At 39.2% G+C, this 23,002-nt stretch carries 21 protein-coding genes, 1 tRNA gene and 2 riboswitches; of the genes, 9 read left to right on the forward strand and 13 right to left on the reverse strand.

All coding sequences use genetic code 11. From position 1 onward, the window contains the following. The first annotated feature begins 77 nt into the window (after window positions 1–77). Both MHH64_RS05630 and MHH64_RS05635 read left to right on the forward strand, forming a co-directional pair. Complete coding sequence (locus MHH64_RS05630) at window positions 78–401, forward strand: helix-turn-helix transcriptional regulator (RefSeq protein WP_340002836.1); 324 nt, start codon at window positions 78–80, stop codon at window positions 399–401. Beyond that, window positions 398–679 carry a permease prefix domain 1-containing protein gene (locus MHH64_RS05635; protein WP_303450775.1) on the forward strand — a complete coding sequence of 94 codons (282 nt, stop codon included), beginning with the start codon at window positions 398–400 and terminating at the stop codon, window positions 677–679. Before MHH64_RS05630 ends, MHH64_RS05635 begins: the two co-directional genes overlap by 4 nt. Window positions 680–745: 66 nt before the next feature. Here MHH64_RS05635 and thiE read toward each other — a convergent pair whose 3' ends face one another. The 4 genes from thiE to thiW form a co-directional block, all read right to left on the reverse strand. Then, on the reverse strand, window positions 746–1,369 hold the full coding sequence (gene thiE / locus MHH64_RS05640; protein ID WP_340002837.1) for a thiamine phosphate synthase: 624 nt from the start codon (window positions 1,367–1,369) through the stop codon (window positions 746–748). A gap of 3 nt (window positions 1,370–1,372) precedes the next feature. Beyond that, window positions 1,373–2,143 carry a hydroxyethylthiazole kinase gene (gene thiM, locus MHH64_RS05645; RefSeq protein WP_340002838.1) on the reverse strand — a complete coding sequence of 257 codons (771 nt, stop codon included), beginning with the start codon at window positions 2,141–2,143 and terminating at the stop codon, window positions 1,373–1,375. 2 nt (window positions 2,144–2,145) lie between these two features. Beyond that, entirely contained in the window at window positions 2,146–2,946 is an 801-nt protein-coding gene (gene thiD / locus MHH64_RS05650; RefSeq protein ID WP_340002839.1) for a bifunctional hydroxymethylpyrimidine kinase/phosphomethylpyrimidine kinase, read from the reverse strand. Between the two features lie 77 nt (window positions 2,947–3,023). Further along, window positions 3,024–3,509: an energy coupling factor transporter S component ThiW gene (gene thiW / locus MHH64_RS05655; protein ID WP_340002840.1), complete on the reverse strand. Its 486-nt coding sequence runs from the start codon at window positions 3,507–3,509 to the stop codon at window positions 3,024–3,026. A 175-nt stretch (window positions 3,510–3,684) separates the two neighbouring features. Next, a riboswitch (TPP riboswitch) is annotated at window positions 3,685–3,800 on the reverse strand. A 238-nt stretch (window positions 3,801–4,038) separates the two neighbouring features. Between thiW and MHH64_RS05660 the strand changes: the two genes are divergently transcribed. From MHH64_RS05660 to MHH64_RS05675, 4 genes are all read left to right on the forward strand, one after another. Beyond that, window positions 4,039–5,094: a LytTR family transcriptional regulator DNA-binding domain-containing protein gene (locus tag MHH64_RS05660; RefSeq protein WP_340002841.1), complete on the forward strand. Its 1,056-nt coding sequence runs from the start codon at window positions 4,039–4,041 to the stop codon at window positions 5,092–5,094. Window positions 5,095–5,268: 174 nt separating this feature from the next. Then, window positions 5,269–6,117, forward strand: a complete 849-nt coding sequence (locus tag MHH64_RS05665; protein WP_340002842.1) for an ABC transporter ATP-binding protein — start codon at window positions 5,269–5,271, stop codon at window positions 6,115–6,117. After that, window positions 6,114–6,824, forward strand: a complete 711-nt coding sequence (locus MHH64_RS05670) for an ABC transporter permease (protein WP_095311613.1) — start codon at window positions 6,114–6,116, stop codon at window positions 6,822–6,824. Before MHH64_RS05665 ends, MHH64_RS05670 begins: the two co-directional genes overlap by 4 nt. Window positions 6,825–7,018: 194 nt before the next feature. Continuing rightward, window positions 7,019–7,173: riboswitch (cyclic di-AMP (ydaO/yuaA leader) on the forward strand. Window positions 7,174–7,307: 134 nt separating this feature from the next. Further along, a complete protein-coding gene (locus MHH64_RS05675; RefSeq protein WP_340002843.1) occupies window positions 7,308–8,576 on the forward strand; it encodes a cation:dicarboxylase symporter family transporter in 1,269 nt (422 codons plus the stop codon). A gap of 121 nt (window positions 8,577–8,697) precedes the next feature. Here MHH64_RS05675 and MHH64_RS05680 read toward each other — a convergent pair. After that, window positions 8,698–8,770, reverse strand: a tRNA-Ala gene (locus MHH64_RS05680). A 235-nt stretch (window positions 8,771–9,005) separates the two neighbouring features. On the opposite strand from MHH64_RS05680, the gene MHH64_RS05685 reads away from it, so the two are divergent. From MHH64_RS05685 to panF, 3 genes are all read left to right on the forward strand, one after another. Continuing rightward, window positions 9,006–13,313 carry a 5'-nucleotidase C-terminal domain-containing protein gene (locus MHH64_RS05685; protein WP_340002844.1) on the forward strand — a complete coding sequence of 1,436 codons (4,308 nt, stop codon included), beginning with the start codon at window positions 9,006–9,008 and terminating at the stop codon, window positions 13,311–13,313. Between the two features lie 205 nt (window positions 13,314–13,518). After that, a complete protein-coding gene (locus MHH64_RS05690; RefSeq protein WP_340003258.1) occupies window positions 13,519–13,800 on the forward strand; it encodes a YhdT family protein in 282 nt (93 codons plus the stop codon). After that, window positions 13,797–15,236, forward strand: coding sequence for a sodium/pantothenate symporter (panF, locus tag MHH64_RS05695; RefSeq protein WP_095311620.1), 1,440 nt, complete (start codon window positions 13,797–13,799; stop codon window positions 15,234–15,236). The genes MHH64_RS05690 and panF overlap by 4 nt, the downstream gene beginning before the upstream one ends. 423 nt (window positions 15,237–15,659) lie before the next feature. Here the strand turns inward: panF and MHH64_RS05700 are convergent, their stop codons facing one another. The 8 genes from MHH64_RS05700 to MHH64_RS05735 form a co-directional block, all read right to left on the reverse strand. Then, window positions 15,660–17,645: an acetoacetate--CoA ligase gene (locus MHH64_RS05700; RefSeq protein ID WP_340002845.1), complete on the reverse strand. Its 1,986-nt coding sequence runs from the start codon at window positions 17,643–17,645 to the stop codon at window positions 15,660–15,662. A 142-nt stretch (window positions 17,646–17,787) separates the two neighbouring features. After that, window positions 17,788–18,939, reverse strand: coding sequence for a conserved virulence factor C family protein (locus MHH64_RS05705; RefSeq protein ID WP_340002846.1), 1,152 nt, complete (start codon window positions 18,937–18,939; stop codon window positions 17,788–17,790). A gap of 10 nt (window positions 18,940–18,949) precedes the next feature. Beyond that, window positions 18,950–19,486 (reverse strand): type 1 glutamine amidotransferase domain-containing protein, encoded by a 537-nt coding sequence (locus tag MHH64_RS05710; protein WP_095311626.1) that lies wholly within the window; start codon window positions 19,484–19,486, stop codon window positions 18,950–18,952. Window positions 19,487–19,624: 138 nt separating this feature from the next. After that, window positions 19,625–20,053 carry a DUF3021 domain-containing protein gene (locus tag MHH64_RS05715; protein WP_095311628.1) on the reverse strand — a complete coding sequence of 143 codons (429 nt, stop codon included), beginning with the start codon at window positions 20,051–20,053 and terminating at the stop codon, window positions 19,625–19,627. Next, window positions 20,043–20,504, reverse strand: a complete 462-nt coding sequence (locus tag MHH64_RS05720; protein WP_251660317.1) for a LytTR family DNA-binding domain-containing protein — start codon at window positions 20,502–20,504, stop codon at window positions 20,043–20,045. Before MHH64_RS05720 ends, MHH64_RS05715 begins: the two co-directional genes overlap by 11 nt. Window positions 20,505–20,583: 79 nt before the next feature. After that, complete coding sequence (locus tag MHH64_RS05725) at window positions 20,584–21,321, reverse strand: ABC transporter permease (protein WP_095311632.1); 738 nt, start codon at window positions 21,319–21,321, stop codon at window positions 20,584–20,586. Further along, window positions 21,296–22,231, reverse strand: a complete 936-nt coding sequence (locus MHH64_RS05730; RefSeq protein WP_095311634.1) for an ABC transporter ATP-binding protein — start codon at window positions 22,229–22,231, stop codon at window positions 21,296–21,298. The genes MHH64_RS05725 and MHH64_RS05730 overlap by 26 nt, the downstream gene beginning before the upstream one ends. A 222-nt stretch (window positions 22,232–22,453) precedes the next feature. Next, the gene (locus tag MHH64_RS05735; RefSeq protein WP_095311636.1) at window positions 22,454–22,993 is read right to left on the reverse strand and encodes a phosphoribosyltransferase family protein; all 540 of its coding nucleotides are present in this window, start codon (window positions 22,991–22,993) and stop codon (window positions 22,454–22,456) included. Window positions 22,994–23,002 lie beyond the last annotated feature (9 nt).

Below are 23,002 nucleotides of genomic sequence, written 5' to 3' on the forward strand. Positions count from 1 at the left end.
TATTGCTTTTACCCTTGTGATACGAGGTGCATCGTAACATACTGGTATTAACAGGAAAAAAGGGGTGAATATGCGTAATGGATAGGGAAATGATGAAAGGAAGCATTGATTTATTGATATTGTCTTTAATTTCCCAGCGCGATTTGTATGGTTACGAAATTACCAAAATTTTAAGACGGTTAAGCGATGATGCGTATGATATGAGTGAGGGAACGCTGTATTCGGCTTTGAAAAGATTAGAAAGAAAACAGTGGATTAAGTCTTATTGGAGTGATACAGAAAACGGAAGGCGGAAATATTATCATCTAACCGAAACAGGAAGAAAAGAACTGCAACAAAAACAGAGAAATTGGAAAATGATTGAATTCCTTGTAAATAAGAGTTCGGAGGGATTAACATGACGCAAGATCTCAGAAGATTTGTTGAAAAGACAGTTCAACAAATTGAGGGGAATCAACAAGAGAAAGATGACTTATACGAAGAATTGCTGATTCATTTGGAGTTGTCCAAGGAAGAATTTATCAATGCGGGGTTATCCGATAAAGAAGCGGAAAAGAAGGCAATGGAGCACATCGGCAATGAAACAAAGGTCGGTGGGCAGATCCAACAAGCAATGTTTCCTTTTCGAAAAGAAATGATGCGGGCACTTGCCATTGGATCCTTACTTTTTCATAGTTAAGGATATCTCGAAAGTTAGACTTTTGAGATATCCTCTCTTGCTAGATTCAAAAGCGGTTCCTACAAGCTAAATCGCTTTAACGGCTTTAGCAATATCTTCTGCCTGTGTAATCACGGAGATAAACGAGACACCATCAGCCCCAGCTTCAAGCACAGATTTAGCATTCATTGTATCAATCCCGCCAATTCCGACAATAGGAAGCGTTGGGGATTGTGCGCGTAATGTCTGAATCCACTCCAACCCAACAGCCGCTTTCGCATCCGTTTTTGTTGTTGTGGAAAAAATTGGACCCGCACCAATGTAATCAACAAGATCTATCGGGCTTCTATCAACTTCATCCGTTGTTGATACAGAGAGTCCAATAATTTTATTTGGAAAAGCTTGACGTAATTCTTCTGCTGATCGGTCATCCTGACCAACATGTATACCGTCTGCATCAAGTAATTCCACAAGCTCGACATCATCATTCACAATAAATGGAATGTGATAGCTTCGGCAAATTGCTCGTAACTCTTTACCTAATTCCAATTTCGCATTGCCGTTAAGTGATGAAGGACCTTTTTCTCGAAACTGAAATGCTGTTATTCCAGCCTTAGCTGCAGCTTCCAGTATATCTCCAGGATTACGGTCGCAATTTTGACTGCCCATAATAAAATACTTTCGTAAGGATGGCTTCATTGGAAATGACATGTTTTATTTTCCCTCCAGTTGTTCGGGTTCTAATGAAAGTGCGTCGATAAATGGAGCTATAAATGTTCCTGACCCGTTCACTGACGGACTTGCGGCTGCATGGGAGGCGGCTAATCCGTAAAAATGAACAGCTGTGAGTAGCTGTTCTTCAATTGGGTCATCCGTTGTTAAGCAGGCGGTTAGTATGGAACCTAGCAAGCAACCAGCACCTGTTACTTTAGCTAGAATTGGATGCCCAGTATGATTCTCCATGCAGGATTTTCCGGTGCAAATAATGTCTATTTTACCTGTAACAACAGCGGTCGTTTTGTATTCCAGTGCGACGCTGCGAGCGATATCTTCAACATTACCTTCACCAAGCGATTCCACGCCCTTTGTTTGCCAAGGGATATCGACCAGATGTGCTAATTCACCAGCATTTCCTTTAATAGCAGTAGGCTTTACCTCTTTTAAAATTTGTTTAACAGCAGTTGTACGAAATGTCGTTGCAGCAACACCTACTGGGTCAAGTACAACGGGAATTCCTTTTTCATTTGCCTTTTTACCAGCAAGAATCATTGCATCTAGATCCTTTGCTGTTAAGGTACCGATATTTATTAAAAGACCATCCGCAATAGAAGCCATATCCTTTGCTTCCTCTTCGGCTTTTGCCATTACAGGGGCGCCACCAAAGGCTAACAGTCCATTTGCGGTAAAATTCATGACAACCTGGTTCGTTAAATGATGAATGAGCGGTGTCTTTTCCCGTACACTTTTAATAATTGTTGGATTCATGTTTAGCACTTATCCTTTCGTATTGCCCAATGGTTTGTTGGACCACTCCCAGCTCCAAGGTCGAATGAATACTTAATTGCCGCCGTGACAAAATCCTTTCCATTTTTAACAGCGTCATACAAAGACAAACCTTTACTTAAATAAGCAGTGATTGCTGCAGCGTACGTACAACCAGTTCCATGTGTGTTTTTAGTATCAATTCGCTCTGCTGAGAAGCTGTGTAAATTTGAGCCATCATAAAGGAAATCAATTGCTTCCCCTTCTCTGTGTCCACCTTTGATTAAGGCAGCACCAACACCGAATTCCTTCACAAGCAGTTCTGCAGCTTGTTTCATATCATCTGTTGTTTTAATCGTTTCTCCAATAAGAAATTCAGCTTCTGGAATATTCGGTGTTACAAGTGTTGTCAGGGGTAAAAGCTGTTTGCGTAAATAATCACGTGCCTCTTCTTCGATTAAAGCATCTCCGCTCGTTGCAACCATAACAGGGTCCAGGACATATGGAACTTGAAGTGCTGCTATTTTTTTCTGGATAACTTTCATCATCTCCTGATTGGCGATCATTCCAGTTTTCAGTGCGTGAATAGGCATATCAGAAATCACGGAGTCTAATTGCTGTTCAATTATTTCAATCGGTACATGGTGAACGGCTTGAACACCTGTTGTATTTTGAGCCACAACCGAAGTAATTACGGACATCCCATAGCTTTGCAGCTCTTGAAATGTTTTTAAATCAGCGTGGATACCTGCACCGCCACTTGGATCTGTACCGGCAATTGTAAGTGCACATGCTACTTGTTTCATTGGTTATACACCATCCTTTCAGAAGATACCTCACATATAAGTGTCGTTATTTCAAATCCTTTTATAAATCATGCAATTTAATTACGAATTAAACGTTTACTTGAAACCCTGGATACGATAAATAAGCCGATAATAGAACCAGTAATACTACTAACAAGAAATGGTGGGATAAAGGCGAATGCTCCGGCAGAACTTCCCATAAAAATGTAAGCAAATGGGACAGCGAAAAGTGCACCGAAAATCCCGCTTCCAACGCCTTCACCGATAGCGGCTAATGATTTCTTGCTGGATTTTTTATAAAGATAACCTGCTAAAAAGGCGCCAACCATCGCACCGGGAAATGCTAATAATGTCCCTAGCCCGAGCATATTGCGAAGCAAGCTAATCATAAAAGCGATAACGACAGCTGGACCTGGTCCAAGCGTAACAGCTGCCATGACATTAATTGCATGCTGGACAGGATAGGCTCTAGCAATTCCAGCGGGAAACCATAATAGTTGAGCGGTGATTGTCCCAATTGCAATAAATACTGCCATAGTAGTTAATAAACGTGTTCGATTCATCAAGTCCTCCATTTCTGGGGTATCACAAAAAGCAGTGATGTAAACCAGTACGCTTCTTTATAGCAATTGCTGCTTCCTGGATTTTGAAGTTTAGCTACGGACACGGAGCTAGAACTGGACGTAAAAAAGCTAGATCCATTAGGACCTAGCTTGATACGTGTGAAAAATAGTTTAGACATATGTCAGACTACTTCCCTCCGCTGGTATTAACCAGATCAGGTCCATAAGAGTCGGGAAATGATACACGCTTCCCTCTCAGCCCACGCTTTTTGGGCACCCCTAGTAGTTTAAATGCGATAGAATTGTAAATTCATCTCTAAGCTTAACAAATTTTTTAACTTTTGTCATTATTAACATGGAAAACATGGTATAACTAATGTAGTCTGCTAATTATATAGTAGAAGCGTTACGAAAAAAATGGTACATACTCTTGATTTAGCGGAACGTGATTGCACTTTTTATTGTGTAATGGGAGATAACAATGAATAAAAGGATACATATAAAAAAGTATTAAAGAAAGGCTGATAGAATGACAATTTTAACTATGAAAAACATAGAAAAACATGAAAAGGATACACAGCTATTTCCTGCTTTTAATTTAGAAATTGCTGAAGGGGAGCTTACTGCCATTTATTCAACGCTAAATGTTCGAAGCACGCTTTTAAATATGATTCTCGGAAAAATCCCCATTGTAAATGGGGAAATCCGTGTAAAGGAAGTAACTATTGCAGAAAACAAGCGAGGATTTTTACATCAAGTTGGTATTTGCTTTTTTGAAGATGGGATGTATGAGAGATTAACGGTTTCTGAGTATTTTCGATTTTTTTATGACTTATATGAAGTTAAACAAACGTTTGAACGAGTTATCCATCTAACACAGCTGGAAGGAAAGAAAAACAAGAGAATTAGAGATTTAACATTTTCGGAAATGAAACGTGTACAATATGGACGTTTATTGATTCAGGATCCTTCTTTATTTGTTTTTGAGGAGCCTGATTTGAATGTAGACATGGAGACAAAACGTGTATTTATTAATATTACAAGAAAGATACAAGAAGAAGATAAAAGTATACTTGTTCTAACTGGGAATATGGAAAGTGCCGTCACGGTTGCTGATCGTGTTTATCGATTGGATGAAGATGGTTTACGAATTATTGAGACGGAAACAGAGGAAGATACAGAGGAAAGAGATACAGAATTAATTCCAGCAGAAGAAACAGATAATGAAAAAGACACAAAGCCAATTCAATTGAATAAAATTCCAACGAAAGTTAACGATAAAATTGTTTTATTTGACCCCCCTGAGATTGATTATATTGAAAGCAATGATGGTCAAGCAAATATTTACATAAAAGGGGAAGCATTTCCAAGCTCACTCACCTTAACGAATTTAGAAGAGCGCCTGCAGCATTTTGGATTTTTCAGATGTCACCGCTCGTATATTGTAAATTTACAAAAGGTTCGTGAAGTGATCACATGGACTCGAAATAGTTATAGTTTGATTTTGGATGACAAGGAAAAGTCGCAGGTTCCGCTGTCTAAAACAAAAATGGCGGAATTAAAAGATCTACTCGGCCTTAAATAAGCTCCGTTCATCGAAAAAGTAGAAATATCAAGACTTGCAACTCGGATAATTGAGCGTTAAAAATGCGCCATTCACCTTGAAAAATACTCTTTTCATAGGAAATATGCTGATTTCCCTTCGCTTTCCATTTATTCTAGAGTCACAAACAAACGAGATCTACGGGGAGGAAGAATTTTGGAAAACATTATTGAAGTGAAATCATTAGCAAAGATTTTTGGTAATAAAGCTGCATTGGAAGATGTAAGCTTTCAAGTAAAAAAAGGAGAGACATTTGGATTTTTAGGACCGAGTGGTTCTGGAAAAACGACAACTATAAAAATATTAACTGGACAATTGATGCAAACATCTGGAGATGCGACCGTATTTAATTTGCCTGTTGCTTCATTAAATAAGCCATCCTATCGAAAACGAATTGGTGTTATTACAGATAATAGTGGATTGTATCAGCGGTTATCAATTTATGACAATCTGAAATTGTATTGTGAGCTTTATAATGTGCCATCGAAACGAATTAGTGAAGTGTTAGAGATGGTTAATTTGACGGATGATACGAAAAAGGTAGTTTCAAAGCTTTCAAAAGGAATGCTGCAGCGTGTCACGTTAGCAAGGGCCTTCCTGCATGAGCCGGAATTGTTGTTTTTAGATGAACCAACATCTGCTTTAGATCCAGTGAACTCAAAGCATATTCATGATGGACTCCGCAAATTGAATGAAAAAGGAACAACCATTTTCTTGACCACACATGATATGAGTGAAGCGGAAACACTGTGTAAACGCGTTGCATTTTTGCATAAAGGAAAAATACAGTTGCTCGATGAGCCGAAAGTTCTTCGCAGACAATTTTCGGATTCCTCTGTAACAGTTGAATTAAAAGATGGACGCGAATTAAGTTTACCAGGTGGTTCGAAAGGCGCGGATGAAATATATAAGTACCTATCAACCGATCAGATCGTTTCCATCCATTCAAATGAACCAACATTAGGAGATATTTTTGTAGAAGTAACAGGGAGGGAATTAGTATGACTTTTTCAATGAAACGTGTCATGGCAATTTTTCAAAAGGATATGAAGGATTTATATAAAAATATGTATGTATCGACAACAATTTTAATGCCGCTCATTTTTGCATTTTTTTATGGTCGAATGGATAATCTTACAGTAGAAGTTCACTATGTAGTAATTAACTTGACCTTAGCCATCGTTACAGCATTCCTGCAATGTTCCATTATAGCAGAAGAAAAAGAGAAAAATACATTACGCGGTTTGATGCTTTCGCCAGCAACTATACCAGAAATTCTTGGCGGTAAAAGTTTAGTAACCTTTATATTAACTGTTATAACGATTATTCTATGTGCGATGCTGACAGGCTATGAGCCAGCAAATATGGGGATTGTAGCAATCGCAATTATTGTATCTAGCTTGTTTTATATTGCTTTAGGAACATTGATGGGATTGATCTCTAGAACCTTAATGGAAGCTTCTGTACTCATTTTACCAGTTATGTTTATTTTTGGATTTGGATCTATGTTTCGTCCTTTCGCTGAAGAGTATCCTATCCTGTCTGTCATCGACTATTTACCAAATATCCAATTGATCGAGCTAGCAACAGCTGTTGAGGCCGGTTCAGGATTTGGAGATGTCCTAGGTAATTTAGGTATCATTGCAGCTTGGGTAGTTGTGGGAATGATTGCCACTGTCATCGTATTTAAAAAGCGAGAGTTGGATGAGTAAGGTTAAATAGAACTGGGGAATTCATTTCCCCAGTTCTATTTTTATGAAAAGCAACGGATTATATTGCTTGTATAGAGATCGATATTAACCACTGATTCCTGCGTTTTCCCAATTAGTATATTTAAATTTACTTTAACTACTAAAAATTTACTATTTACAAAAGTAACGTTTTAGTAGTATGATAGTAAAGCATTTTATATGCTTCGCTTAATCTTATTGTAAGAGCGGGGGACCCAATCATTACGGCGGAATTTCCGCGTGGGGTGAATCCTATTACGGAGGGGCTTACTTTACTGTTTCCTTAGTCCTAACCCGAAAGCTAACCTCGTCAGCGTTTAACGGAAACAAAAGAGTATAGGATAACGTGCGAATTGACACAACCCGTGTCTTTTTTTTGTTCGTCAATTCACGTTTCTAGTCAAATCATCTTTGTTTCCCTTGCCTAGGCAGACACATTTAACTAACAAGAAGGTAGGGTAATCAATGAAGAAATTTAGATTAAGTTTGGCCAATCAAATTTTTATTGGTCTAATTTTAGGTGTTATTGTTGGTGGTATTTTCTACGGAAGTGAAACAGCGCAAAGTGTCTTACAGCCATTTGGCGATCTGTTCCTTCGTTTAATTAAAATGATTGTTGTTCCAATTGTACTATCTAGTATTATCGTTGCAATTGCTGGTGTTGGAGATTTGAAATCTGTTGGGAAACTAGGCGGTAAGTCATTAACTTACTTTATTGGTATGACATTAGTTGCAATTGCGGTTGGTCTAATCTCAGCTAACATATTCCAGCCTGGTACTGGATTAAACATGGAAAGCCTACAGCAAAGTGATATTTCAGGTTATGTCGAAACTTCAGAAGATCAAGAAGGCAAGTCGATTGCGGATACGCTTTTGCATATAGTACCTACAAATCCAGTACAAGCGATGGTTGAAGGGGACATGCTGGCGATCATCTTCTTTGCAGTTGTATTTGGTCTTGGAATTGCAGCAATTGGAGATAAAGGTAAGCCGGTACTTCGATTCTTCGAAGGTACAGCGAATGCTATGTTCTATGTTACAAACCTATTTATGAAGTATGCACCAATTGGTGTATTTGCTTTAATTGGTGTAACGATCTCTAAATATGGTTTTACCTCATTGATTCCATTAGGCAAGTTAGCCCTTACTGTTTACGGAACCATGATATTCTTTGTCATTGTTGTGTTAGGTTTAATGGCTAAAATTGTTGGAATAAATATCTTTAAATTATTAAAGCTGATTAAAGAAGAATTAATTTTAGCATTTTCAACGTCAAGTTCAGAAACCGTGCTTCCGAGAATTATGGACAAGATGGAGCAGGCCGGAAGTCCAAAACACATTGCCACGTTTGTTATCCCAACAGGTTACTCTTTTAACTTAGATGGGTCTGTTTTATATCAAGCGATCGCGTCGCTATTTATTGCACAGATGTTTGGTATAGAATTAAGTATTTGGCAGCAAATTACATTGATGTTAGTCTTGATGGTTACTTCTAAAGGAATGGCTGGTGTACCAGGTGTATCCTTTGTCGTGTTACTCGCTACATTCAGCACGATTGGATTACCTGCTGAAGGGTTAGCATTTATTGCTGGAATCGACCGTATTCTTGATATGGGGCGTACTGCAGTTAATGTGGTAGGGAACTCATTAGCAGCACTCGTTATTGCTAAATGGGAAGGTCAATTTAACCCACCAGTTGAAGAACAGAAAGAAGTAGTGGATCAAGCGATATAATATAGTTGAAAAAACACTCACAATGCTAGTATATGTTGGGGTGTTTTTTTTGAATTAAATTAGTAACAGGATATAAAAAAACACTTGATAGCAAGCATATGCATCAAGTGTTTTATATATATGGAGCATAGGGGGATCGAACCCCTGACCTCTTGCATGCCATGCAAGCACTCTCCCAGCTGAGCTAATGCCCCGCGAATATTTATTATATATGCTTTCATTTGTTAAATCAACTCTATGTAATAGTAGATGGTGCTAAATTACTGTTTTAATAGTTTAATAGTCCTTATGTACTGAATTCACAATATATTTACATTTTTTTAATAGTATCACTGCGCCTCTTATGTCATATTTAAAGGGAAGCTGGAGAGGATTTTGTCATATGTCCTCATATCTAGCAAAAAATATCCTAAGAGATGGAGGATCATGATGAAAAGTGTTGCTTTCAGAAAAGTTTTCAGTATGTTTCTTATTTTAGTAATGCTGTCAGTAAACATTACACCTAGCTTTGTAACAACTGTTTCGGCACAAAGCGATGAAGCGACAGCAGAGGACTTATTTATCTCGGAGTATATTGAAGGTAGTTCCTTTAATAAGGCAATTGAAATTTACAATGGTACAGGAAGTGCGGTAGATTTATCGAGTTATCAAGTGGAGTTGTACAGTAATGGTGCTTCTTCAGCAAGCCAGACATTATCACTTTCTGGGACACTTGAAAACGATGATGTACTTGTTCTTGCACATACTAGTGCAGAACAGGCAATTCTGGATCATGCAGATGTGGTAAATGGATCGATTATCAATTTCAATGGAGACGACGCATTTGCATTGAAAAAAGATGAAGCGATCATCGATATGCTTGGTGAAATTGGCGTTCGTGATAATTTTGCTGCTGACGTTACGTTAGTGAGAGATGCATCGATTACTGCGCCTGCTGAAACATATGAACAAAGTCAGTGGAATGATTATGCAAGCAATACATTTGCATATCTTGGCAGCCATACGATGGATGGAGCTGGAGAAATTGATCCTCCGGAAGAAGAGCCGGAAGAACCTGCTGATCCTGACGAAGTATCTTCAATCGGTGATGCACGTGAATTAAGTGATGGTACGAATGTAATGGTAGAAGGAATTGTAACAGTGGATAATGCTGCAATCAGTAACGGAGCACAGTTTACGACATACATACAAGATGAGACTGGCGGCATTAATTTATTTTCTTATGAACAAGGCGATTTACCCGATCTTGTAAAAGGTGATCGAGTACAAATTGTTGGAGAATTGGCTAGCTATAACGGTTTAAAAGAGATTGTGCCAGCTTCAATCGAAATATTAGAGTCAGATCAGGCGTTGCCGGAAGCGCAAACAATAACCTTGGAAGATCTTCAAGATCCTGCGATTGCGGAATCGTATGAAGGACAGTTAGTACAAGTAAATGGTTATATTAATACTATTCCAGATAGCCCCGCTGGTGGAGGGTACAATGTTGCACTGGTTGATGCTGAATTCAATGGAACAACATTGCGTGTGATGGAAAACGCGCTTGATATTTCTCAAGTGGAGTCTGGTTTATGGTATGACATTACGGCGATTGTAAGTCAGTATAATACGTATCAGCTGATTCCTACTGGACAGGAAGACTTGCAGGTAGCTCCTGATCAGCCAGAAGCCCCGACTTCTGCAGGCTACTATGAAACTACTGTAGAAAGCGTAACAGATGGGGATACAATTCGTGTTGCAAACCCTGTATTTGGAGAAACGAGAGTACGCTTTTTGAATATGGACACTGCGGAGACGTATGCAGCGAAAAATAAAGATCCAGAACGAGCGGAAATCAATGAAAATCAAAAATATTATGGGGATCTAGCGACAGATTATATTCGTGAATTGATTCAGCCTGGTGATGAAATTTATTTAAAGGTTGGAGATGAACCAACAGATGACTACGGAAGAATTTTGGCAGAAGTAATTCGCAAGGAAGATCAATTAAACATTAATTTAGAAATGGTCGAGGCGGGTTATGCATCTACTTATTTCCTTGCACCAGTTGATGAAGAAGCATACCCAATGTATCAGCAAGCCGTAAAAGAAGCGAAGGATGCAGGGTTAGGAATTTGGAATCCAGAAGATCCTTTATTGGAGCTTCCATTTGCATTCCGTGCGAACGATGATCAGAAAGGTTTTTTAAGGTATGTTGGAAACTCAGAAACAATGGAGTATGTAGAACCGAATAGTTGGGAAGACGTCCCAGTTGATAAGCGTATTTTCTTTACAAGTGCAGAGGAAGCAGAATCCTATGGCTATACACCGATTACTGAGGAAGAAGTTCCGAATGAGGATGAGGACCTACTAGAACTTCAACTGCTAAGCTTAAATGATTTACACGGAAAAATTGATCAGGAATATTCGCTCGATCCAGATGGGGATAGCGTATATGATATGTATGGGCGTATGGATTATACGGCAACAGCAATGAAAGAACGCGAGCAAGAAAATGAACATACATTAATCGTTCATGCTGGAGATATGATTGGTGGAAGCTCTCCGGTTTCTGGATTACTCCAGGATGAACCAACTGTCGAAATTATGGAAGCAATCGGCTTTGATGTTGGAACCGTTGGGAACCATGAATTTGATGAAGGATTAGATGAATTGCTTCGAATGGTAAATGGTGGAGACCATCCGGAAGGAAAAGGTACAGAAGGGTATGCTGGAATGAGCTTTCCGGTACTTTGTGCAAACTGTGTTTATGATGATACAGGTGAACCCTTTTTAGACGCATACCATATTGAGGAAGTAGATGGTGTGAAAGTTGGATTTATTGGTGTTAACACAGTTGAAACGGTAAACATGGTTATGCCTGCGTCATTGGAAAATGTAGCATTTACAGATGAAACAGAAGCGGTGAATGCCGCAGCTGCTGAACTCACAGATCAAGGTGTGGAAGCAATTGTAGTCCTTGCCCATCTACCGGCCTATCAAACTGGTGATGTTGTGACAGGGGCGGCGGCAGACCTGGCGAATAATATTGATGATGCAGTTGATGTTATTTTTTCAGGACATAACCACGTTGTTAATAACGCGGTTGTCGATGATAAATTAATTGTCCAAGCATCTGAGTATGGAAAAGCCTTTGCAGATGTTGATCTCGTTATTGATCGTGAGACAGGGGACATTGTAGAAAAGGAAGCAGAAGTTGTCTTTGTAAAGCAAAGCGACTATACAGCCGATGAAAAAGTAGCTGGCATTCTAGATACGTATGCAGAGCGGATTGCGCCGATTATTAATGAAGTGATTGGCTATAATGCGCAAGATTTAACTGGCAGTTATACGAATGACGGTGATCATGGACTGGGAAATCTCCTTGCAGATGCGATGAACTGGTCGATGGAAAGTGATTTTGCCATGATGAATGGTGGTGGAATTAGGGACAGCCTGCTTGCAGGTGAAATAACGTGGGGCAACCTGTACAATATTCAACCGTTTGGAAACACATTGATGACGTTGGAGGTAACAGGAGCAGACCTCTATCCGATTATTAATGAACAGTTATCTCCAATTTATGGACCGGATTATAGTATTGCCGGATTGCATTATACATGGAATAAGGAATTGAATGAAGTTGTAGCTATCACTTTTCCAGATGGAACGCCGATTGATGAGGATGCAGTGTATACATTGACGGTAAATAATTATATGGGAACCTCAGACGGTCCGATAAATGATTTAGGGCAAAATCCAATCATGGGACCTGAAGACATTGAGGCAACAGTTGATTATGTTAAGCATTTAAACAGCTCAGAGTCGAATCCGATTGTATATGGAGCAGAGGGCAGGATTACGGAAACGGACGAAATCCCGGGAGAACCAAACCCGGAAGTACCGGAGGATCCTGACCCAGAAGAGCCTGAAAAGCCAGATACAGAGGTTCCTGATGATGGTGATAAGGACGGAGAAAAGGAACAACCAGGAGATTCTGATAAAACGAATAAAACAATAACAGTTCAACCAATTGTTCAAGACAATCAAGCGATTCTTGAAGAAGATGCGTTAGAGACAATTACAGAAAATGGAACGGTCATAATTGATTTAAATGAATCAGCAGACCTAACCTTAATTGAGATTGTATTGAGCAGCGAGCAAGTAAAAGAATTGAAAGCTAAAAATGCGGTTCTACGTATTGAAAAAGGTGATGTCTCTTTAGAAATTCCAGCCTCAGTATTTACAAATGGCGATGAAGCAGTAACGATCGTAATTGATAGACTTGATGCGGTTCCAAATGCGCTAAGTAATGTATATGATTTCTCCATTACACAGGGAAATCAACGGATAAGTGAATTCGAAGACGCGATCACATTAATCTTCGAGACAGATGCAACAAAGATAGAAAGCGAAGAAAATGTGAAGCTGTTTTACCTGAATGAAACCGATAATCTCTGGGAGGTTGTGGGTGGTAATTATAAAAATGGTAAAATAAGTGCAGGAACAAATCATTTCAGTACATTCGCCGTTTTTGAATTAGAAACTTCTGCAGGGGATGAGAATGAGAAGGGTGTTCTTGGTGATCAAAATACGATTGATAGAGCAAATGGCTCGAACGGCTCAGCTAATACTGGAACTGGAAATATATTACCGAATACGGCAACAAACACATTTAACTATTTGATTGCAGGGGTTCTTTTTATCCTAATCGGTGGTGCCATCTACCTTAGTAAGCGAAAAAAGATTGTACAGTAGAATAATAGATAAAGAATAATATTGAGAACTTCATAATCAGAAGGGGTTTAATCATGTTGGCATGGTTAAACCCCTTCTATTTTTCAAAAAAATGTGAATAATGTGTTCAGCATATAATAGCCCCACAATGTTTACAGATCCCTTCTAGTTAATATAATATGGTTAGTATGAAAAAGGGGGGACCTTCAATATGAAAAAAACGAACATGAATCAGGATGATTATCGATATAAAATTGCGAATAGAGAAGCATTAATAGGGATTGGAATTGTCATTATTAACTTTATTTGGTGGTATGGATTTGCATATGGATTAGGAAGTAAAAACCCGGCAGAATATACTTATATTCTAGGGTTGCCAGCCTGGTTTTTTTATAGCTGTGTCCTTGGCTTTGTTGTCATGGTGCTACTGATTTGGCTTGTGATAAAGTTGTTTTTTATAGATATTCCATTAGATGAATTAGATGATAAGGAGAATAAGCAGCTATGAATTGGCAAGCAATATTACCATTAGTATTATTTTTAATTATTGTATTCGCAGTTGGTATGTGGGCAGGAAAATATGTAAAACGATCGGATTCCTTCCTGCAGGAATATTTTCTTGGGGGAAGAAGCTTAGGTGGCTTTGTGCTAGCAATGACATTGGTTACAACGTATGGAAGTGCTAGTAGCTTCTTAAGCGGGCCAGGAGCAGCATATAACCAGGGGCTTGGTTGGGTATTGCTGTCTACTTCCCAGATTGCTACAGGTTATTTTGTGTTAATGATACTAGGGAAAAAATTTGCCATTGTAACACGCAAATATAAAGCAGTGACAATTGTAGACTTTTTAAAAAGTCGTTACGAATCCAAATGGGTCGTGTTATTGTCTTCATTAAGTATTTTAATTTTCCTGTTTTCTGCGATGTCTGCTCAATGGATTGGTGGCGGTCGTTTGATTCAATCATTAACAGGCCTATCCTATATTGCATCATTATTTATATTCTCGGTATCTGTTCTCGTTTATGTTATTATTGGTGGGTTTCGTGCTATTGCAATAACAGATGCAATTCAAGGAATTGTGATGTTCGCAGGAACGTTAATCCTGCTCATTGCAGTTATCATCGCGGGTGGAGGAGTCCCTGCAATCATTGCTGATCTTGCAGCAGAAAATCCAAATCTAATTACACCATTTGGTGCAAATGCTGATTTAACACCTGCATATGTTTCCTCGTTCTGGGTCCTTGTTGGTGTTGGTGTTGTCGCGCTGCCGCAAATTGCTGTGCGTGCGATGTCCTATAAAAATTCAAGGTCGATGCATCGTGGAATTATTATAAGTACGATTGTTGTTGGTTTTATTATGCTTAACATGCATTTGATTGGTGTGTTTGCAAGACCTGTTATACCCGGTATAGAAGTTGGTGATACGGTAATGCCGCTTCTCGCGCAAACTGTATTGCCAAACTGGCTGTCCGGAATTGTCCTTGCGGCTCCAATGGCAGCGATTATGACAACTGTGAATTCATTATTATTACTAGTTAGTTCTACGATTGTGAAAGATGTCTATTTAAATTACATAGAACCTACTGCAAAGGAAAGAAAAGTAAAGTATTTAAGTATGTGGGTAACTGCATTGCTTGGAATCGTTGTGATTGTGATGTCTTTAAACCCACCTGACTTAATTATTTGGCTCAATCTATTCTCGATGGGTGGTCTCGAAGCTGCGTTTATTTGGCCAATTGTCATGGGTCTCTATTGGAAGAAGGGGAATAAATATGGTGCGATTGCATCGATGATCTTTGGTGTTGGAAGCTACATCCTATTTGAATCCTTTTATCCGCAGCCATTTGGAATGCATTCTGTTGTAACATCTATTGTAATTGCGTTTATTGCATATGTTACTGCAAGCCTAATGATGCAGAAAAAACACTTAGTTATAGAAGAATGAATATAGTTTTGTATTTAAAAATATCAGCCTTGAGGGGCTGGTATTTTTTCAAATCTTGTATTTGCTAATTCTCTAAGCATAGAAATACATCTCTCGACTATTAAAGCACCATTCTTGTAAATAAAACACATCACCCGGCAATTAAAGCACCATTCTAGAATATAAAGCACCTCACCCGGCCATTAAAGAACCATTCTAGAATATAAAGCACCTCACCCGGCCATTAAAGCACCATTCTAGAATATAAAACACCTCACCCGGCCATTAAAGCACCATTCTAGAATATAAAGCACCTTTCCCAGCAATTAAGCCCCATACCAAAATATATAACCCACCTCACATCCCGGCTTCTACCTCTCCGGCCATAGAAAAAATAACGCACCCAAACAAATTCTCCTGCTAAAATAAGCAGGAGAGACTTTCTTAAACCTTCATTTCGTCTTTTGCAAACTGGACAAAATAATCAAGCGCTCTTCTATTACTCAGTGAACCTATGTTGACGACTTGTTCAACCGGTTTGCCCATAAGTATTTTTTTAATCGGTACTTCAAGTTTTTTACCGTTAAGTGTTTTCGGTATATCGGTAACTTGATAGATTCCAGTCGGTACATGACGTGGCGAGCATTGGGTACGAATTTGTGTTTTAATGCGCCCTGAGATTTCATCAGTTAATTCAGCGCCATCCTTCATTACGACGAAAAGTGGTGTAGCTGAACTCCCGTCCTGGTTTGGAATATCAACTATTAAGCTATCAGAAACCTCTTTGACTTGATCGACAGCTCGATAAATTTCGCTCGTACCGATGCGGATTCCGCCACGGTTAATTGTTGCATCTGAGCGACCGTAAATAATCCCAGTATGACGATTTGTAATTTTTAAGTAGTCACCATGACACCAAATTCCTGGAAATACATCAAAGTAGCTTTCGTGTAATCGAGTACCATCAGGGTCATTCCAGAAATAAATTGGCATAGAAGGGAAGGGCGCTGTTAGTACGAGCTCTCCAATTGCATCTATTTCCGGTTTTCCTTGGTCATTAAAGCTCTCTATTTTAGCGCCGAGTCCCATACATTGTAGTTCACCAGCATACACTGGAAGAATCGGTGCACCTAAAATAAATGCTGTACACACATCCGTTCCACCACTGACAGAAGCAATCCACAGGTCACTTTTTACGTGGTCATAGCACCACCCAAACGCTTCAGGTGGCAAAGGAGAACCGGTCGAGCTGATATTGGATAGATGGCTTAAATCAAATTCCTTCCCTGGTTCAAGACTATCTTTCATACTTGCTGTTAGGAAGCTTGCACTTGTACCGAAAGCTGTCATTTTTGTCTGTTCAGCAAACCTCCAAAGCCACTTATTGTCCGGATAGGCTGGGCTTCCATCATAGAGGATAATTGTACTTCCACTAAGCAAACCGCCGATAAGAAAATTCCACATCATCCAACCTGTCGTAGTAAACCAGAAGAAACGTGTGTCCTCACCTAGGTCCATATGGAAAGTTGCAGCTTTTAAATGTTCTAGTAAAATACCGCCTTGACTTTGTACAATAGGTTTCGGCTTTCCTGTCGTTCCAGATGAATAAAGCACCCATAGAGGGTCATTAAATGGAACATGTTCGTATGTTAAGCTTTTGTCACCGTTATTTGTAGTTGCATCCGACCATTGAATTGGATTTTTTAGCTTATTAAAATCTGTCTGTTCATTCAAATAAGGGATCGTGATAGTAGCTTCAATTGTTGGTAATGCTTCTTGAATGTTCGCTACAACCTCCGTGCGGTCGAAATTTTTTCCGTTGTAGCTATATCCATCAACTGTTATCATTACTTTTGGTTCGATTTGCTTAAAACGATCAATCACACTTTGTGTACCAAAGTCTGGAGAAGCACTTGACCAAATCGCTCCGAGGCTCGCTGTTGCTAGAAAGGCTACAACTGTCTCATAAATGTTTGGTAAGTAGGCAACAACACGATCCCCCTTTTGGACGCCTAATTTTTTTAGTGTCTGTTGGAAAGCGACTGTATCTATATATAATTGCCCCCATGTCACCTCTTGTGTAGCTCGATGTTCTGATGCATGTATAATAGCTGGCTTGTTCAAATCTCTATCTCTGAAAATATGCTCCGTGTAGTTAATCATAGCCCCAGGAAACCATGTCGTTCCTGGCATCTCACGAGAGGTAAGGATCGCATCATAGGATTGTTTCGACCTGATGTTAAAATATTCCCATTGGGACTCCCAAAATGCTTCTAAATTATGGACAGACCATTCCCATAAGGCGTGATAGTCATCAAAATAAAGTCCTTTTTCTTTCTTTAGCCAATCGATATATTTATATAAGTTTGATTGCTTCTTTCTTTGTTTATCTGGTTTCCATAATAGCGTACCTTCCTTAACGCTCTCCACTTAATCGCCTCCTGAAAATTAAGATGATTACTACTATTATATGAAATCGCTTTCCAAGTGTAAAGGAGCCTGAAACTTTATGCTTACGTACGCTTTAGCGTGAATTTGATATGCATGAGTAAAGCTGATTGGCGCATATGGCTCAATCAGCTTTTTGTGTAGCTTGTGTCATTTGATGCCAAACAGATCCTTTGGCTTCTGCGCCACCTTGAATGCGCTCCAATGCTAGTTTGATTTGCATTCGAACTTCAAATTCAGGATCATCTGCAGCTGTTTCCAGAGCTGGAATGGCAGTTTCATCACCTAATTCATATAAGAACATTGCCGCTCGCCAGCGTACAATTCGACTAGGGTCCGAAAGCGTCGTAATCATTTCTGACGTTGCTTCTTTAAACCCAAGATCAGATATACAATCACCAGCAGTTCGTCTAACTGTGACAGACTTATCTTTTAAGGCTTTATACAAATAAGGTAGCACCTCTGGTTCCTCAATCATTCCGAGATATGCTGTTGCTAGCCTTCGAATGGATGACTTTTCATCATTTAACGCTTTATCAAGTAATGGCAAGTCGCTTGGTGTTGGATCAAAACGATCAAGTGCCGCATAACGTACCTTCCAGTTTGGATCATCAAGGACTTCAAGTGTCAATTGCTTTTTGGGTCTTGACTCTTGAGAATGAGAACTTGACGACGCTTGATTCTCGAATGCTAGTTTGACTAGCTCATCTAATCGGTCCTTATCGTAGCTTGCTGCAAGCTCTTCAACAATCTCTTCTCCTACTTCTTCCATCGTTCCATATCTTGGATGCTGTTCAACCCATTTACGATCCATAATTACATTGGGAGAGGAGGGAGAGGCTTCCATAATTGCTTGACTAAAACGTTCAGGAAGACCAAAACGTTTTTCCTCCGAACCATCCTCTAATTTTACTTGCATCGGTATGCTGCGGAACATTTGAATAAAGACTTTAATCTCTCCAAAAGCTTCTTCATTGTTCTGCTGCATATTTGGAGTTAAATCATCATTCGTTTCTTCTGTCCCTAATACTGCACGAACTTTCGGTAACAGCTCTTCCCAAGCGGTTTTAGGGTTGCGTGCAAGCGCAATAAAATCAACCACACGATAAATATTTTGGACTCCTTCAATAGCAAAGAGTTGTTTAACATAGCTTGGTGCATCCTCGAGATTATCTTTTTCGTTATAATTATAATTTTCACCTGCAGGCAAGGATTCATTGACATTTATTTTCATCGAGTGTGGACTTGGTGTTGGTTCAATCGATAAAATTTTCATTCAAAACACCTCAATCAGAGCGGTTTGCTTCTGCCAGCTTATCAGCAAAAGCTTTCATGTAGGCTGGTAAATCTGGTGGACGGCGACTGGAAATGATATGGCCATCAACGACAACCGCTTCATCACTCCAAGTAGCGCCTGCGTTTGTCATATCGTCTTTTATCCCTGGAGTACTTGTAACATGCTTGCCTTGTAAAATATTTGCAGAAATAAGCACCCAGCCAGCATGGCAAATTTGCCCGATTGGTTTCTTGGCTTTATCCATGACACGGATAAAATCAAGCACTTCTGGATAGCGTCTCAATTTATCCGGTGCCCAGCCGCCAGGTACAAGAATAGCATCGTAATCTTCTGCTTCAATATCGGTAAATGCATAAGCGGATTCTGCGGGAACACCATATTTACCAATATATTTATGGTTGGCTTCCTTACCAACTAAATCAACTTGTGCACCTTCTTCTTGAAGGCGTAAAATTGGGTACCAAAGTTCAAGATCCTCGAAATCTTCTTCAACAAGTGCAATTACTTTTTTGTCCTTTAATCGCATGTAATCCCTCCGTTTCTTATTATCATTAGTGTAACAGAGGTTGGGTATCATTTCGATTATCAAGCATTTAGATAAAGGTTATGTATGGGGGAAGCGAGTCTAAAATAAACTCGCTTTGATTTGGTGAGTATTTAATCCTCAAGGCTCACGTGAATTCTCATTTCTTTTTTTTAACTGCTCATTTAAAGAAACTTCAAGCTTTTTATAGTATAGATAATATCCCGTTCCAAAAAGGGAATAGGTAACAATGAATGCTAGCAAACTTCCTATAATTGGCCAAAATCCAAATGGTACCCAGCCAACGGAAAAGGCGATAACATAGTAAAATAAGATGGAGACGCTAAAATGCACGATAGTCCTTTTCATGTAACTCCATTCATTTCCCATATATATAAATGAAGACAGTCCAAAATAAACACCGATCGTCATACTTGCCAGCATATGCATCCAAATCTCTGAAGCGGAGGTGGGATGATCGTTAATAACAACAATAGTTATTGCGATAAATGTAAAAACACATGCAAACCCTAGTCCAATCATCGTTCTTTTTAGTATTTCAACCACCATTCGATTCCCCTCCATTCATCAGATTTTCTTTAATAGGTGCTACATATTTTCTTGTGATATATGCTTTATTTCCCGAACGAAAATAGACACAAAGATTCCCATTGAAGGATAATTCAAAGCGTTCTATTTGATTCAGGTTACCAATAACAGATTTTGAAAACCGCATATAATCGTATGGAGCTAAGATTTCTTCTGCTTCATACAATTTCATTTTTAGTTCCAATTGTCGATTTGCCAGGCTTGCGAAGACCTTTCTTTGCTCGGCATAAATAAAATCAATCTCTTTCGGATCAAGCAGGATTGTTTGCTCAGAGTCACTGGCAAATAACCGGGGTGTTCTACGCTTCTTAATTATTTTTACAATTTCTTCTAGCTCTTCCGTCCATTCCTTTGCTTGAATCGTTATTTGTGTTTCCGCGTGTTTATCATCAATATCGATATTAAATTTCAATTGCCATTCCCCCTTTGGCATATAGCAAGCAGTAGTTTTATTATATCGCAAAAGCAAGAATGGCGAATCACAAATCCTGCTAATTGGCTTCCTCATTCCTTCGTACAAGAGCTGAAATTACCATAAATCCAATCAAATAGCCGCCTAAGATAAGAACACTTTTTATACTTGGAGCATTCCCACGAATAATCTCCCATGCACCATTACCAAAGTGATAGGATGGTAGCCATTCTGCCATGTCTTGCAGGAAAGTAGGGAAAATGTATATTGGAAACCACATCCCGCCAAGAATTGCTAATGCTAAATAGAGGATATTGCTAACCCCACTAGCAGTTTCCACTTTCTTCATGGAACCTACGAGTGTTCCGATGGCAAGAAATGGCAGGGAGGCAACCAGAATCCATAAACCCGAGAAGAACCACTGCGTGAATGTTAACGAAACACCGTTGATCAAATATCCTGCAATAAAGATAAGGATCACGGAAAATAAATGCATGACCGTTTGTCCGAACATCTTAGCGGTAAAATAAGCCCAAGCAGGTAATGGTGTTATCTTCATAAAGGAGGACCAGCCCTGTGTCCGTTCTTGTACCATGCGAATGCCAAACGTCATGATAGCCGATCCCATCACACTAAAGGCAGTCATTGACATTAAATAATGTGCTTGCCATAGTTCTACATCGGGAACATCTGCATTCACGATATTGGTAAAAATAAAATAAAACACAATTGGCATAAGCAGGCTCCAAAATACAAAATATGGATTACGGAAAATGCGAAGTACCTCTATCTTACATTGCATCGTTATGCTGTTCATTTATCTCTGCCTCCCCATTCGGTTTTGTTAAATGTTCAAACACTTCTTCTAATCGTCCTTGTTCAATTGCGATATCTTTAGCGTGTAAATCGAACTTGAATAATGATGCAAGAACTGTATCTGTCTCTTCCGTTACGGCGTAAATGCGATCGTCTTTTTGATAGCACTTGCTAACTATCGGAAGGGTTTGTAATTGCTGTATTGCTCTTTTGGCATCATTTGTTTGGAAGGACACATTTCGTATGGCGAGCTGCTGTTTAATAGCATTTGGGTGTCCGTCCGCGATAATTTCACCACGGTTAAATAAAATAATCCGTTCAGCCACATCATCTGCTTCTTGTAAATAATGTGTGGTAAAAATGATTGTTTTTCCCTTTTCCTTTAATGCATTTACTTTTTCCCAGAATAATCTCCTTGCCGTAATATCGAGTCCGACTGTTGGTTCATCAAAGAAAACAAGATCTGGATTTCCTGTCAGAGCAAGGGCGAAGCCAACCCGACGTTTTTGTCCACCAGATAATTTGTCAGCCCATTTGTTCAAGTCGTTCTTCTCTAATCCAGTTAAAGCAATTAATTCTTCCATGGAGAGCGGGGAAGGGTAGTAGCTACGAAAGAGGGCAATAACTTCATGAACTTTTAATTTGTCAACAACACTTACATCTTGAAGCATAGCTCCTATTTTTTCACGAACAGAAATGTGCTTTGGATGATGACGAAATAATTGAATATGCCCGGCACTAGGCTCGATTAACCCAAGCATCATAGAAACCATCGTCGTTTTCCCTGCACCATTTGGCCCGAGGATTGCTACAGTAGATCCCTTTTCAATGGAAAAGGAAACATTGTTTACTGCGGTTGTTTTACCGAAATTTCTTGTTACGTGTTGCACTTCAACAACAGGATTAGTCATGATATCTCCTCCAAATTTTCAATTTATTATCAGAAGTATAACAAGAATATTCTTTTATGAATTCTGAATTGAACTAACATGATCTGTATAATGTATGAGTGAACAGATTATATGTATGAAAGTTTGTTGAGTGTGGGGGTAGAGGGTTGTTTAATAAAATGGATATATGTTCGGAGTTTTGCGCGTGAAAAAAGACCTAGCGGGCGGCTAGGTCTTGGTAATTCAGTCTGTGAAAAGCGGTAGTTTCTCTATAAATAAAATATCATCACGATTTGCCGCTTCACCTTCAGCTAGAATGGCTGCCTTCGCGACAACATTTCCACCAGCTTTTTCCACCAATTCTTCTAAAGCTTTTAAGGATTCACCGGTGCTTATCACATCATCAATTAGAGCTACGCGCTGTCCTTTTATTCGCTCTACATCCTCTGTGTCCAAGCATAAGGTCTGTGTCTTTTGTGTTGTAATCGATTCAACTTCATGGACGATGGGACTGCTCATATAGGCTTTTATGCTTTTTCTAGCGACAACATATTTTGCCATGTTTAATTGTTTCGCAATTTCATAAACAAAAGGAATTCCCTTTGCCTCTGCTGTAACGAGAAGATCAACCTCAGGCAATTTTTCTGCTATTAGTGGTGCAGTCGTAGCAACCATTTCAGTATCACCTAGAATAACAAAGCTTGCGATTTTTAGATTTTCGTTTAATTGGATAATTGGCAAGTTACGTTTCAAACCTGCAATTTTGAGCTCATATGTGTTCATTCGAATACA

This window comes from Oceanobacillus sp. FSL K6-0127, from assembly GCF_037983385.1.
Classification (GTDB): Bacteria; Bacillota; Bacilli; order Bacillales; family Amphibacillaceae; genus Oceanobacillus; species Oceanobacillus profundus.

Bases quoted from the DNA above. Each gene is read 5' to 3' on its own strand.
- MHH64_RS05660 (WP_340002841.1), top strand. From the start codon at position 4,039: ATGACAATTTTAACTATGAAAAACATAGAAAAACATGAAAAGGATACA.
- thiD (WP_340002839.1), bottom strand. From the start codon at position 2,946: ATGAAACAAGTAGCATGTGCACTTACAATTGCCGGTACAGATCCAAGT.
- MHH64_RS05735 (WP_095311636.1), bottom strand. From the start codon at position 22,993: ATGAACACATATGAGCTCAAAATTGCAGGTTTGAAACGTAACTTGCCA.
- MHH64_RS05725 (WP_095311632.1), bottom strand. From the start codon at position 21,321: ATGAACAGCATAACGATGCAATGTAAGATAGAGGTACTTCGCATTTTC.
- panF (WP_095311620.1), top strand. From the start codon at position 13,797: ATGAATTGGCAAGCAATATTACCATTAGTATTATTTTTAATTATTGTA.
- thiM (WP_340002838.1), bottom strand. From the start codon at position 2,143: ATGAATCCAACAATTATTAAAAGTGTACGGGAAAAGACACCGCTCATT.
- MHH64_RS05630 (WP_340002836.1), top strand. From the start codon at position 78: ATGGATAGGGAAATGATGAAAGGAAGCATTGATTTATTGATATTGTCT.
- MHH64_RS05670 (WP_095311613.1), top strand. From the start codon at position 6,114: ATGACTTTTTCAATGAAACGTGTCATGGCAATTTTTCAAAAGGATATG.
- thiE (WP_340002837.1), bottom strand. From the start codon at position 1,369: ATGTCATTTCCAATGAAGCCATCCTTACGAAAGTATTTTATTATGGGC.
- MHH64_RS05710 (WP_095311626.1), bottom strand. From the start codon at position 19,486: ATGCGATTAAAGGACAAAAAAGTAATTGCACTTGTTGAAGAAGATTTC.
- MHH64_RS05730 (WP_095311634.1), bottom strand. From the start codon at position 22,231: ATGACTAATCCTGTTGTTGAAGTGCAACACGTAACAAGAAATTTCGGT.
- MHH64_RS05675 (WP_340002843.1), top strand. From the start codon at position 7,308: ATGAAGAAATTTAGATTAAGTTTGGCCAATCAAATTTTTATTGGTCTA.
- MHH64_RS05715 (WP_095311628.1), bottom strand. From the start codon at position 20,053: ATGGTGGTTGAAATACTAAAAAGAACGATGATTGGACTAGGGTTTGCA.
- MHH64_RS05690 (WP_340003258.1), top strand. From the start codon at position 13,519: ATGAATCAGGATGATTATCGATATAAAATTGCGAATAGAGAAGCATTA.
- MHH64_RS05705 (WP_340002846.1), bottom strand. From the start codon at position 18,939: ATGAAAATTTTATCGATTGAACCAACACCAAGTCCACACTCGATGAAA.
- MHH64_RS05685 (WP_340002844.1), top strand. From the start codon at position 9,006: ATGAAAAGTGTTGCTTTCAGAAAAGTTTTCAGTATGTTTCTTATTTTA.
- MHH64_RS05635 (WP_303450775.1), top strand. From the start codon at position 398: ATGACGCAAGATCTCAGAAGATTTGTTGAAAAGACAGTTCAACAAATT.
- thiW (WP_340002840.1), bottom strand. From the start codon at position 3,509: ATGAATCGAACACGTTTATTAACTACTATGGCAGTATTTATTGCAATT.